Below are 12611 nucleotides of genomic sequence, written 5' to 3'. Positions count from 1 at the left end.
TAATGAAATCCATCTTGAAAAGTTGTTAGCAAATTAATTCAAGTACAGAATTTCGTTTGCGGAAAAGGATAGCTATCATTTTTATTGAGCGAATTTTGATTCTGGTGTTAAGAATGTAGGCATCGCTGGCAATCTTGTAGGTGGACTGTTAAAATGTGCTAAAAATAAACAGGATTTAGGATTAATGACAAGTTACTGCGGTTACATTGCCTTGGTTGGGCGACCTAATGTAGGTAAATCAACTTTACTGAATCATATCTTACAACAAAAGCTAAGTATTACTTCTAAAAAACCACAAACTACAAGACACAGTATTTTAGGCATACAGACTCTTGAGCAATATCAATATGTCTATGTAGATACTCCCGGAATTCATCAGGGATCAAAAAAGGCGATGAATCGTCTGATGAACAAAACAGCAATCAGTGTCTTGCGCGATGTCGATGTTATCGCTTTTTTAGTGGATGGAACACATTGGGAAGATGAAGATGAATATGTGCTACGTTTGATTAAGCAGGCTAATGTTCCTTCTATTCTTGTTGTCAATAAAATAGATAAGATTAGTGATAAATCGTTACTGTTACCCTGGTTGGAGCAGATCAGCCAGCGTCATGATTTTGCGGCTATCATCCCCCTTTCTGCCAAGACAGGAGTGCAAGTTGATAATTTGCAACAACAATTAAAAGCCTATTTACCGGAAGGTCCCCATTTATTTGCGGATGATCAATTCACAGATCGGCCTATACGTTTTTTATGTGCTGAATTGTTACGGGAGAAAATTTTTCGTTTTTGTGGCCAAGAATTACCATACTCAACAACTGTTGATATCGAATCTTATAAAGATGAGGGTAATTTGGTACGTATACACGCTTTAATTTTAGTCGATAAAGCCAATCATAAACGCATTATTATTGGCGATAAAGGGCAGAAATTAAAAGAAATGGCTACCGGCGCCCGTTTGGATATGGAGCAATTACTGGGTAAAAAAGTTTTTTTACAATGCTGGTGTAAAGTAAAATCCGGTTGGGCTGATGATGAGCGTCTATTAAAACAATTAGGTTATGACCACTGAAACGCTGGAGGGTTGGGTTTTACATAAACGCCCCTCTGGTGATACGAGTGTGCGGATAACTTTTTTTACCCGCGAAAAAGGGGTGCTCACCTGTTTATGTAAGGGGGGGCGCACTCCGAAAAAACAAGCCCTTTTACAGCCTTTTAGTTCCCTATGGTTAGCCATTGATACCCGGAAAGATTGGTATTATGCGCGTAACATTGAAAGCACTACCACTGGTTTTAAACTCAATGGAGAGGCGCTTTTTGCCGGCCTTTATCTCAATGAGTTACTCTATTATGCTCTTGCCCCTATGGATACTCATCCAGAACTCTTTGATGTTTATCTGCTAACTTTGCATGGTTTAACTACCACAACGGATAGGTTAGTGATTGAAGCACTCTTAAGGCGTTTTGAATATGCGCTTCTTTTAGCCTGTGGTTGTTCTATTTCCTTTACTGAAGAAGCTTGTTCTACTAATGCCATTGTTAGTCATAAACAATACCAATTCATTGCTAGCACAGGATTTATGGCTTCCACTGAAGGGGGGATGTCTGGCGGTGATATTCTCGCACTTTCCCAAGGACAACTCAGTGATTTGAATGTCCTGAAAACGGCAAAAATAATTATGCGTCAGGCAATTGATCATCTGCTAGGTGGACGAGAGCTTAAATCACGCTCCTTATATATCCGGCAAAAAAATTAAATAGGCTTCTTGTGAGCTCGCCCTATAGAGAACCGTGCGGGGAGAAAGGCCGATCAACACGCTAATCCAGTAAAGTTTCACAGATACTCTAATAATTGGCATGCAAATCGCTTGTGTAAGCCAAAGCAGGCGTTTTCTTAGCAAATGAGGTTGCCAAGTATAGAAGCCGGGATGGTTTCGAGTCATAATTTAGCGGAGTGTTTTTGAATTTAATGGTGAATAATGATTAAAGAAATTTTACTGGGTGTTAATATTGATCATGTTGCCACTGTGCGCCAGGCTCGAGGTACACGTTATCCTGATCCTGTACAGGCAGCTATCGATGCCGAGGAAGCCGGTGCTGATGGAATTACGCTACATATGCGGGAGGATTTACGCCATATTCAAGCTCGTGATGTCAGATTAATTAAGTCTGTACTGCAAACACGTATGAATTTGGAATTAGCTGTCACTGATGCAATGCTGGATTTTGCCGAAGAAATTATGCCGGAACACACCTGCCTTGTTCCTGAGAAACGTGAAGAATTGACTACGGAAGGCGGCTTGGATGTGTTGGCTAACTACCAACTGGTTTCTAACGCAGTGAAACGTTTAACAGAAATGGGTAGCGAGGTTTCCTTATTTATCGATCCTGATCCAAAACAAATTGAAGCAGCGGCTGAAATTGGAGCTCCCACTATTGAGATACACACAGGCTGTTATGCGGATGCCAGCAATGCCGCTGAACGGGCACGAGAACTGCAGAGAGTAAGGCAAGCTGCAGAGTATGCTGCAAGCCTCAATTTAATTGTTAATGCCGGTCATGGATTAAACTATCAAAATGTGAAGCCTATTGCAGCCATCAAAGAATTACACGAATTAAACATTGGCCATGCGATCATCGCCCGAGCTTTATTTTGTGGATTAAAAGATGCGGTGAGGCATATGCGCCAACTTATGTTGGAAGCAAGAAATTATGTCAAATACTGAGGCGATTGTTATTCGTTTGAGCGGTGATTCTGGTGATGGTGTCCAGCTTGTAGGTGAGCAATTAACCATCACAGCAGCACTTACCGGACGTGACGTACGAACCTTGCCTGATTTTCCCGCTGAAATCAGAGCACCTGCAGGGACTGTTGCGGGAGTATCGGGATTCCAGTTGGCGATGGCTGAACAGGCTATTTTTACTGCTGGGGAAACCTTGGATGTATTGGTGGCCTTAAATCCTGCCGCTTTAAAGAACTCACTGGAATACTTAAATCCAGGTGGTTTATTGATTATTAATGAAGATAGTTTTCAACCTAAGGATTGGCAAAAAGCAGGTCTAACGAGCGAATTTCTTGACAGGGTTGTCGATCAGTATCAAGTTGTTTCCTTGCCTCTGATAAGTCAGACTTTACAAGCGGTTGAAACACTGGCGATGAACCATGCCCAAGCTAAAAAAGCAAAGAATTTCTATGTATTAGGTTTAGTACTTTGGCTGTTTGATTTGCCCACGGCAAGTTGTCTGGCTTTTATTAATAAAAAATTTAAAGCGAATCCACAGATTGCTAAAGCCAACGAGTTGACCTTATTGGCCGGTTATAATTATGCCATGACACTGGAGTTGAGTCGGCGGCAATTTATGCTTGGGCAGGTAAGCCGTGAAAACGGTGAATACAGACAAATCACTGGTGTAGAAGCTGTGGCTCTTGCTCTGGCAACGCTCGCTGTGAGCACCCAAATACCGTTGCTGGTATCAGGTTACCCTATAACACCTGCCTCTGCCATTTTACATGAGTGTGCGAGATTGGCAGACTACGGTGTTCGTTTATTACAAGCTGAAGATGAAATCGCAGCAATTTGTTCTTGCATAGGTGCTGCATATGGTGGTTGTTTAGCCTTAACTTGCACCTCGGGGCCTGGGCTGGATTTGAAAAGTGAAAGTCTTGGTCTGGCTGTGATGACGGAACTACCTCTTGTTTTAGTGGATGTCCAGCGTGCGGGTGCCTCTACTGGATTGCCTACTAAAACTGGCCAAAGTGATTTACGCCAAGCTTTGTACGGTCGTCATGGAGAGGCTCCATTACCTGTTCTCGCTGCAAAATCACCTTCGGATTGCTTTAACACAATTATTGAAGCGTTTACTTTGGCCATTAAATATATGACGCCAGTGATAGTTTTGCTGGATGCTTATTTGGCAAATGCGGCTGAACCTTGGAAACTACCTGCGATTGAATCAATTAAGATACCGGCTGTTGATTTTAACCGCTTCCCCAAACCTTACCAGCGAGATGACGTTCTATCTCGTAGTTGGAATGTTCCTGGTACAGCAGGGTTCATTCACCAAATAGGAGGGTTGGAAAAACAGGGTGAAGAAGGAAAAGTTAGCTATGATGCTGATAACCATCAGAAAATGGTCAAATTGAGAGCGGAGAAAATTGCAGGTATAGCTCGCGATTATCCCCATTTACAATTAGAGGGTGATGAAAATGCCCAAATTTTGTTAATAGGTTGGGGAAGTACGTACGGTAGTCTTAAATCAGCAGTGAACCAGTGTCGTGCTGAAGGTATTACTATTGCTCTGCTACATCTACGGCATCTGAATCCTTTACCAAAAGAATTAGGTCAAGTCATGGCTGGTTTTGATAAGATTTTGGTTGCTGAATTAAATTCGGGGCAATTGTGCCAGCTTCTGCGGGCAACCTATTTACTTGACGCTAAATCAATTAATCAGTGCAATGGCCAGCCTTTTACCGTCGGTCATCTTGTTAAAGCCATTAAATTGGAAATAAACTATGAATAACAGTTATAAACGCGAAGATTTCGCCAATGCAACCGAGGTCCGTTGGTGCCCAGGATGTGGTGATTACGCTATTTTAGCTGCTTTACAGCGTTTATTACCAGAATTAGGTTTGCCACCGGAACAACATGTCTTTGTGTCAGGAATTGGATGTGCAGGCAGGTTGCCTTATTACATGAACACCTATGGTTTTCATACTATTCATGGCAGAGCAACAGCGGTGGCTACTGGTCTTAAAGCCATGAGGAATGATTTGACGGTATGGGTTATCACCGGTGATGGAGATGCCCTTAGTATTGGTGGTAATCATTTGATGCATTGCCTAAGACGCAATGTGAATATCAATATCTTGCTTTTTAATAACCAAGTCTATGGGTTAACGAAAGGGCAATTTTCACCAACTTCCCAAAAGGGGCAGGTCACCAAAACGTCCCCAGAAGGGGTGAGTAATGAACCTATTAATCCTTTAATGATTGCACTGGCGTCGGGAGCTAGTTTTGTTGCACGTGCCGTAGATAAGGATCCTAATCATCTGGCTTTCATTCTTAAGAAAGCATACGAGCACCAGGGGTGTTCTTTTGTAGAGATTTACCAGGATTGCAATATTTTTAACCATGGTGCTTTCGATTCCTTCGCTTTAAAAACAAATCGAGCAGATAAAACAATTGTGCTGGAAGAGGAAAAGCCCCTCTACTTCGGAGCAGAACAAGAATGGGTGTTGGCTTTACAGAATGAATCTTTACAGTGTATTCCGAGTGCCAACTGTAGTGATAAGAATACACTCTATCACCATGACTCAAGTAACTACATTGCTGCAATGCGCCTGGCCCAGCTTAATTTTCCAGAATTCCCAGTACCCTTGGGGATTTATTATCAAAAATCCCGTGAAATATTTAATCTTGATAAACCGAGTCAAAAATCAGTGGCTGATTTGCCTGCTCTATTCCGTGCTAGAGCAAATTGGCAGCAAGGTGAAAAAAACAGGTAGTTTAGGTGGTAGCCCGGATCTAAGTCGAAGGCTGTAAGTCAGGAATGAAATACTCTCAACTTCTTGAAAATTAAAATCCCGGGTTTCGGCTGCGCCTGTACCCAGATTACGTACCAGTTTTGAGTGTGTAATAAAACTCAAAAAAAATCCCGGCTAATTTCACCGGGATTCAGGTTGAGGAGACGTATATTAATCGCGTCCTGAAAAAGCACTTAATAAGTTAAGTAGGCTCACGAACAAATTATATATGGATACGAACAATGACACGGTTGCGGAAATGTAATTCGTTTCTCCGCCATGAATAATTTCACTCGTTTGGAATAAAATTAAACCGGAAGAAATCAGTACAAAGGCTGCTGATATAGCTAGTTGAAGCGCTGGAATTTGAAAGAAGATACCAGCAACCATGGCCAACAAAGCAACCATGATGCCCACAAACAGAAAGCCACCTAAATAGCTGAAATCCTTACGAGTAGTTAATACGTAGCCTGATAAGGCAAAGAAAATCATACCCGTCGCACCTAATGATGTGCCTATTAGCTGAGGGCCGTTTGAAAAATTGGCAATGTAAAAATTAAGAATCGGTCCCAAGGTATAACCCAGAAAACCTGTGAACGCGAAGACGCTTACTATTCCAAGTGCGCTATTCCTTAATGCTTGTGTCAAGAACATTAAGCCATAGACACCAACAATCATGAGTATTGGATTTAGGGGTTTAACAGCAAAAGCGTAAGCAGCATACGCAGTTAATGCGCTAAATAAAAAAGTCATGCCAAGCAAAAGGTAAGTGTTACGAAGTACTTTGTTTGTGGCAAGTACTGAATCACTACGTTGGCTTAACACAGTAACGTCATTTCGGTTCATGCAATAACTCCAGATAATTTATATTTCTAGTTTAGCATATCTATGGTCGGCTTGCCCATTTTTCAAGTCTATAGAACTGCATAAATACTCGCAAGCAGTTTAAATACTCTACTCATGTAGGATTGTTAAAAAAGAATTCTAGAATCAAGGTTATAAATCTCTTTCCTCAATAGGAGCTCTTTTTCAAATTGGTTGTAGTGAGGAAGTGCAAGAAGATGCGTAGTGCCTGAGTGTAAAAATGCAAGCACAGGAGGGATTTGAGCACTTTATCGGCGAAGCCAATTTCGCGCTACAGCAGAGTTTAAAGAGATCTATTGAAAGATCCTGATTTAATCACCGATAATTACAGATAGTTTTTACTATTATTGGTTGGATAATTATGCCTAAAGTTGCTGCTGTTCAAGTTGTTTCGTCCGCTTCCGTTGAAAATAACTTAAAACAGGTTGAACAATTCTTTATTGATGCAAGGGAAAAGCAAATTGATTTACTGGTTTTGCCAGAAAATTTTGCGTTTATGGGCGTTAATGAAAGTGATAAATTGCAAATTGCCGAGAAATATGGGGCAGGAGCAATTCAAGACAAGATTAGTTCCTTAGCCAAGCAATATGGATTGTGGGTTATTGCTGGAACTCTTCCTTTGAAAGGTCTGCACGACCGCGTGAAAACAAGTTGTCTGGTGTTTGACGATGAAGGGCGCTGTGCGGCCCGTTATGACAAAATTCATCTTTTTGATGTACGTGTTTCTGAGCAGGAGGCTCACCAGGAATCAGCAACAATAGAACGAGGCGATGAGGTAGTGGTAGTAGATACGCCCGTTGGACGAGTGGGGTTGACGGTTTGTTATGACTTGCGTTTTCCTGAATTGTATCGACAATTAGTATTAAGAGGTGCTGAATTATTTACAGTGCCATCGGCATTTACCGCAGTCACAGGAGTTGCACACTGGGAAGTGTTATTGAGAGCACGTGCAATTGAGAATTTATGTTACGTTATAGCTCCTAATCAGGGAGGACTTCATGAAAATGGCCGACAAACCTATGGCCATAGCATGATAGTTGAACCTTGGGGAAAAGTAGTGGCTCAGCAGGAGAATGGGGTGGGCATGTTGACAGCTGATATTGATTTACAACGGCTGCAACAGTTGCGTCGACAATTTCCTTGTAATGATCACCATGTTCTCTTGGATAAATGACCGTTATTTTTGAAGGTAAAATTATGTCTCAAGTATTAACTATTGCTAAAGATTTGTTATTAAAACCAGCTTCTCTGGATGAGTCGGTAGTCGAAAAATTGATTCGTTCGATGATGGGTCGACATGTAGATGATGCTGATCTTTATTTTCAAAGTAGTAGCTATGAATCGTGGTATCTGGAAGATTCAGAAGTTAAAAGCGGTAGCTATTCCATTGATCGTGGGGTTGGCATTCGAGCAGTCAGTGGTGATAAAACAGGTTATGCTTATTGCGATGATATTTTATTGCCTGCAATGCAGCGTGCGGCTGATGCGGCACGTTCTATTGCTTTTAGTGGCACAAAGGCGACTCAATCGATCCAAGTAGCAGCTTCGCCTATTACACGTTATGCCGATATAAATCCCATCGAAGGAATGACCAAACAGGAAAAGATTGCCTTGCTTGAAGCGATCGATAAAGAAGCGAGACGGATAGATCCGAGAGTAATTCAGGTTAATGCTTCTTTAAGCGGTTGTTTCGAAGTCGTTATGGTGGCTGGTATACACGGAGAAATGATTGCTGATATCAGGCCTTTAGTCAGTGTTAATGTCAGTGTGATTGTTGAAGATAAAAACGGCCGTCGAGAATCGGCTCGCTCCGGCGGCGGTGGACGTGTAGCCTATTCGTATTTTCTGGAACAGGAAAGAGCACTGGGTTATGCGCGTGAAGCAGTGCGTGAAGCATTAATTAATCTTGAAGCAGAAGAAGCTCCTGCTGGTACTATGCCAGTGATCCTGGGACCTGGTTGGCCTGGGGTTTTGCTTCACGAAGCAGTAGGGCATGGTTTGGAGGGTGATTTTAATCGTAAAGGTTTATCCGCTTTTTCAGGTCGTTTGGGACAGCAGGTTGCTGCTAAGGGTGTTACCGTAGTCGATGATGGCACTCTAAAAGATCGACGAGGTTCACTCACCATTGATGATGAAGGAACTCCTTCCCAGTGCACTACCCTGATTGATGATGGGGTACTAGTCAATTATATGCAGGATAAATTAAATGCCAAATTAATGGGTATGAAACCTACAGGTAATTGCCGGCGGGAGTCTTATGCTCATTTACCAATGCCAAGAATGACAAATACTTATATGCTGGCAGGAAATTACAGTCCTGAGGAAATTCTGCGTTCGGTAAAACGCGGTTTATATGCCGTAAATTTTGGTGGTGGGCAGGTTGATATAACATCTGGGCAATTTGTTTTTTCTGCCAGCGAAGCTTATCTCATCGAAGATGGCAAAGTGACCAAGCCTGTTAAGGGGGCTACCTTAATTGGTAATGGCCCTGAAGTCATGAAAAAAATCTCTATGGTTGGAAATGATCTTTCATTGGACGGTGGTATCGGTGTTTGTGGTAAAGATGGCCAATCAGTCCCTGTCGGCGTAGGACAACCAACCCTTAAAATTGATGCTCTGACTATTGGCGGCACCCGTTAATTTGGGTGCTTTAAAACTTTCTGCCTATATTCTGTCACGATGATCTTTTGGCGATCTTTTCGCCTACCACCTGCGCGTCAAGCCTAAAAAATTATCCTACCGTACAAAAAAACTCTTGTTCTTTATAACGGCTTCTTTATAATCAATTTATGCCCGTTCATAAGGAGAGTGAATATGTTAAGCAGTTTAGTAGCATGGATAGAGGGTAACGAAGAAGACTTTCCTTTTGAAAACCAACCTCTGACACTCTCTTTTTTTGAGAAAGAGCATACAATCGAACGACAGAATCACCAAAGATTAATCGCAAGAGCCAGGATCGCATGGTTTAGCAAAAGCAGAAAGGTCGATACAAGCCATACTTCTCTTTCAGAAGCTCAAGATGTAGAACAACATCAGCAACTCTTGAATTTTATAGAATTCGGTAAAAGGGAGTTAGCTACGGTTGCAAGTGATAGCCTATTCTCGGTGGCCCTTAAGTATTGTTTGAGTTTTCCCGTGGAAAGTGAAAACACTAAGTTTATTCAGAAAGGTACGCAGCTATTTATGGCTTTGTTGCAAGAAGATAAGATCAAGGCACTAAATTTTTATGAAGAAAATAAAGCTTTATTTAAAGATTGTGAGGAAATAAATTGCCAGGTAGCGAGGGAATTGGCTGACATTAAAATGGCTGGGGCAGTCAAATCTGTCGAAATCTATCTAGGGCTTTTTTCAGAGGAATTAGCTCAACAGAAAAATGCGCTGGGAATTAGTGCGTTATTTAATACTGAATTGTATGACGTTGAAAAATTTGCAGCTTTATTATTGTGGCTATTACAGCAGGGAGTTTCTTCAAGGACAATTCTAAGAACGAATTTACTACATAATTTTCTAAAATATCATCTATTTACTCTCGATCAGGAAGAGAGTGCTATTCGTCAATTATATAGGCTTCTGGCCCAATTTCCTGAAGCAAAAAAATTGGTTGTCCAGGCTGGCAAGGTGAGTTGTGATGAGCGTGGATTTGAGTCTTATAGCTTAGATGGTGTCCTGCATAGAGAAGAGGAACTTCTGTCGGTGCAGGTGTCAGATTCCCCTCTGGATTTTACACCTACGGAAGAGAATTTTGCTGCACTTTCCAAGTTATTCGGTCAACCCTTCTTAGTTGCTGCGGTAATAACGCCTACCGAACCTGAGAGTCAAAATTGGCTGAATGCTTTAAAGCGTAGCCTGAATCATGAAAGTATGTTAACCAAAGAATTACCGGCTCTTATTAATCTTATTGCCGTAGGACAACCTGCATTTTTGAAAGAGCTGGCTAAATTAATAGAGGAGTCCACCGTTGAGCAGTTGATTTCATTAAATAGCGGCGCAGTCTTGCATTTATTGCCTTATAAACCAGCCTTGTTTGAAAAGATAAAAGCAGTCAATGTGGAGAAATATATTCAGCAACTTAATAGTTCTGACGCGTCTGGACTTGATGTAATTGCCCAATTACTGGTTATGCTTACTGTCTTCTTAAAGCATAATCATCCCTCTGCGGGTCAGGTATTTGATGCAATTATTGAGAAGCTTTTTGATAGTTCTCACTTAATTGATGATATCGAGTTATTGCGACAATTAAAAAGATACCCAGGATGGGCTATTCACCTGGCTCGTCGTTCTGTCCAGTTACAGCAACAGCTTGAGGAATGCATTACTAGGGGTACTGAACAGAGTCCGCTGACTATTGAAAGCTATCAGTTAATTGAAGACACCTGGTTCGAGGTATCACGGAAATTGCAGACTTTAACTTACCTCAATTCTCAGGCCAAAGTTGATTTTTATGACAAATATACTTTGTATATTCGGATTGCCCAAGCTTGTTTTAACAAGCAGGGCAGGGCTTTTGATATTAATGCCTTTACTGAATTATTGTCATTACAATCGCCAACACAACCATCGGAAGATATTAGTGAATATGAGCGTGTGTTAGTTGAAATCCTGACGGCAATTGATGACGAATTAATTAGAGATACAATTATCGATAAGCTTGAGGCTGCTCCTATTCAACGCCACAATTGGTGGGCGAGAGATTATGGTGGTGAGACGGTTTTCCTTAAAGCTGCCAGACAAGGCAATCTGGGACTTCTTACGACTATTGCAGCAATAAAACAACAAAGTAAGCCTGTGATGAATAAAGCGTTGTTGCTTGCAGCCGAAGTTGGTCATTGGCCTGTGGTCAATTACCTTTGTGCGGATACAATTAAATTATTCACACGAAGGACAATTTATCTCGTTTTAATGCAGGCTGCTGAGCAGGGGGAACTAACTGCTGTACGAGTCTTTTGTAATGACGATAATCCCTTACCTCCTAAAAAAATTTTAGAAAAAGCACTTGAGGGTGCAATTACCAATAATCATATTAATGTGGTGCGTTATCTTTGCCAGTTGACAGGTCACTCTTTTAGTAAAGAAGTGATTGAAAGAGGATTTAGACTTGCAGCGAAGTTGGATCATTGGGATTTAGCTGAATATTTTTGCTCCTTACCAGTCAATGCACCCTCGCAACTACAAATTGAAAAAATGTTTGAACAGGCGGCAGAAACTAATTGTTTGGAGTTGGCTAAACGTCTTTACAGGTTAGAAAATAATGCGCCTCGCCAACTAGTGATCGACCGAGTAATGAATAAAATGGCTCGGGTTGGCAATCTTGAGTTTATAAGCTATTTCTGCGGTTTGAAGGATAATCCTTTAAGCCGAACGCTTATTGAATCCGCCTTAATTGAGGCTGCGGCAAATGGTCATTTGCCTTTAGTAAACTATTTATCAAATTTAGAATTAAATAAAACAAGTCCACAAGTTCAGGGAAAAGCTTTACAAGCTTCTATAAAAGCGGGAAAACAAGACGTTATAGCTTATTTTTGCAGTTTACCAACAAATCGCTTTTTACAGGGCGCGGTTGATTTTGGGATATTGTGGGCGGTTAAATCACAGCAGGCAACAGCTATAGAGTTTTTCTGTAATTTAAGCAATCCACCTAGTCGCCAGGGGACTGAAAATGCTCTGCAGGCAGCCATTAAATTAGGTGATACAGCAGCGGTATTGTATCTTTGTAATTTGCCCACCAATGCTCCTTCGCAACGTATAGTTGAACAAGGTTTATTAACTGCTGTAAAAGGCAAGCAAATTGCCATGGTGCAAGGTTTTTGTAGTTTATTATCCGATAATAAACCTCGAAAAGCTGTACTAGAATTAGCGCTTCGAAAAGCCAGCACAACTAAGCAGATAGAAATGGTAGATTATTTGCGTGAAGTTTTGGGGAAAGCACGAATAATACGTAGAGAATCAGGGACAAGATTAGACGGTTTATTAAATAGACAGTTAGATAGCTATGGTATATTCGGTCATAAGCAGCAGAGGCAAGCGCACCGAAAAATAACAAAAGGGAGTGACGATCTCACCGTCAAAGATAGAGAGCATCAATTATCAGAATCACCTTCAATTGCTTAAGTAAAGGTAGGTCAGACTTCGCCAAGCAGCTTGTTAGGCCGGGGGCCGACCTACTTGTTTCCCCTGTTAAAAACCCTATGCTTTTAATTTAGTGAAATGTAAACAGCATTTTTAT

General features: G+C 41.3%; 9 protein-coding genes. 8 read left to right on the top strand and 1 reads right to left on the bottom strand.

Annotated features, from left to right (window positions below; all coding sequences use genetic code 11):
• Positions 1-184: 184 nt before the first annotated feature.
• From era to DYC89_RS09610, 5 genes are all read left to right on the top strand, one after another.
• Positions 185-1072 carry a GTPase Era gene (gene era, locus DYC89_RS09630; protein WP_115221587.1) on the top strand — a complete coding sequence of 296 codons (888 nt, stop codon included), beginning with the start codon at positions 185-187 and terminating at the stop codon, positions 1070-1072.
• Positions 1062-1757, top strand: coding sequence for a DNA repair protein RecO (gene recO / locus DYC89_RS09625; protein WP_115221586.1), 696 nt, complete (start codon positions 1062-1064; stop codon positions 1755-1757). The genes era and recO overlap by 11 nt, the downstream gene beginning before the upstream one ends.
• 222 nt (positions 1758-1979) lie before the next feature.
• Positions 1980-2726 (top strand): pyridoxine 5'-phosphate synthase, encoded by a 747-nt coding sequence (gene pdxJ, locus DYC89_RS09620; RefSeq protein ID WP_115221585.1) that lies wholly within the window; start codon positions 1980-1982, stop codon positions 2724-2726.
• On the top strand, positions 2713-4521 hold the full coding sequence (locus DYC89_RS09615) for a 2-oxoacid:acceptor oxidoreductase subunit alpha (RefSeq protein ID WP_115221584.1): 1809 nt from the start codon (positions 2713-2715) through the stop codon (positions 4519-4521). Before pdxJ ends, DYC89_RS09615 begins: the two co-directional genes overlap by 14 nt.
• Positions 4514-5506, top strand: a complete 993-nt coding sequence (locus tag DYC89_RS09610) for a 2-oxoacid:ferredoxin oxidoreductase subunit beta (RefSeq protein WP_115221583.1) — start codon at positions 4514-4516, stop codon at positions 5504-5506. The genes DYC89_RS09615 and DYC89_RS09610 overlap by 8 nt, the downstream gene beginning before the upstream one ends.
• 189 nt (positions 5507-5695) lie before the next feature.
• On the opposite strand, the gene DYC89_RS09605 is transcribed toward DYC89_RS09610, so the two are convergent.
• Positions 5696-6370 (bottom strand): Bax inhibitor-1/YccA family protein, encoded by a 675-nt coding sequence (locus tag DYC89_RS09605; protein WP_115221582.1) that lies wholly within the window; start codon positions 6368-6370, stop codon positions 5696-5698.
• Positions 6371-6749: 379 nt separating this feature from the next.
• On the opposite strand from DYC89_RS09605, the gene DYC89_RS09600 reads away from it, so the two are divergent.
• The 3 genes from DYC89_RS09600 (at position 6750) to DYC89_RS09590 (ending at position 12496) form a co-directional block, all read left to right on the top strand.
• Positions 6750-7562, top strand: a complete 813-nt coding sequence (locus DYC89_RS09600) for a carbon-nitrogen hydrolase family protein (protein ID WP_115221581.1) — start codon at positions 6750-6752, stop codon at positions 7560-7562.
• Between the two features lie 23 nt (positions 7563-7585).
• Entirely contained in the window at positions 7586-9028 is a 1443-nt protein-coding gene (gene tldD / locus DYC89_RS09595; protein WP_115222724.1) for a metalloprotease TldD, read from the top strand.
• 174 nt (positions 9029-9202) lie between these two features.
• The gene (locus DYC89_RS09590) at positions 9203-12496 is read left to right on the top strand and encodes an ankyrin repeat domain-containing protein (RefSeq protein WP_115221580.1); all 3294 of its coding nucleotides are present in this window, start codon (positions 9203-9205) and stop codon (positions 12494-12496) included.
• Positions 12497-12611 lie beyond the last annotated feature (115 nt).

The sequence above is a fragment of the Legionella donaldsonii genome (genome assembly GCF_900452385.1).
GTDB lineage: Bacteria > Pseudomonadota > Gammaproteobacteria > Legionellales > Legionellaceae > Tatlockia > Tatlockia donaldsonii.
Note: the sequence above shows the minus strand (reverse complement) of the source record. Positions and strands in the feature narration are given on the sequence as shown.

What these genes read in the sequence shown, in the direction of transcription:
- pdxJ (WP_115221585.1), top strand. Translation starts at nt 1,980, where the DNA reads ATGATTAAAGAAATTTTACTGGGTGTTAATATTGATCATGTTGCCACT.
- DYC89_RS09600 (WP_115221581.1), top strand. Translation starts at nt 6,750, where the DNA reads ATGCCTAAAGTTGCTGCTGTTCAAGTTGTTTCGTCCGCTTCCGTTGAA.
- tldD (WP_115222724.1), top strand. Translation starts at nt 7,586, where the DNA reads ATGTCTCAAGTATTAACTATTGCTAAAGATTTGTTATTAAAACCAGCT.
- recO (WP_115221586.1), top strand. Translation starts at nt 1,062, where the DNA reads ATGACCACTGAAACGCTGGAGGGTTGGGTTTTACATAAACGCCCCTCT.
- DYC89_RS09605 (WP_115221582.1), bottom strand. Translation starts at nt 6,370, where the DNA reads ATGAACCGAAATGACGTTACTGTGTTAAGCCAACGTAGTGATTCAGTA.
- DYC89_RS09590 (WP_115221580.1), top strand. Translation starts at nt 9,203, where the DNA reads ATGTTAAGCAGTTTAGTAGCATGGATAGAGGGTAACGAAGAAGACTTT.
- era (WP_115221587.1), top strand. Translation starts at nt 185, where the DNA reads ATGACAAGTTACTGCGGTTACATTGCCTTGGTTGGGCGACCTAATGTA.
- DYC89_RS09615 (WP_115221584.1), top strand. Translation starts at nt 2,713, where the DNA reads ATGTCAAATACTGAGGCGATTGTTATTCGTTTGAGCGGTGATTCTGGT.
- DYC89_RS09610 (WP_115221583.1), top strand. Translation starts at nt 4,514, where the DNA reads ATGAATAACAGTTATAAACGCGAAGATTTCGCCAATGCAACCGAGGTC.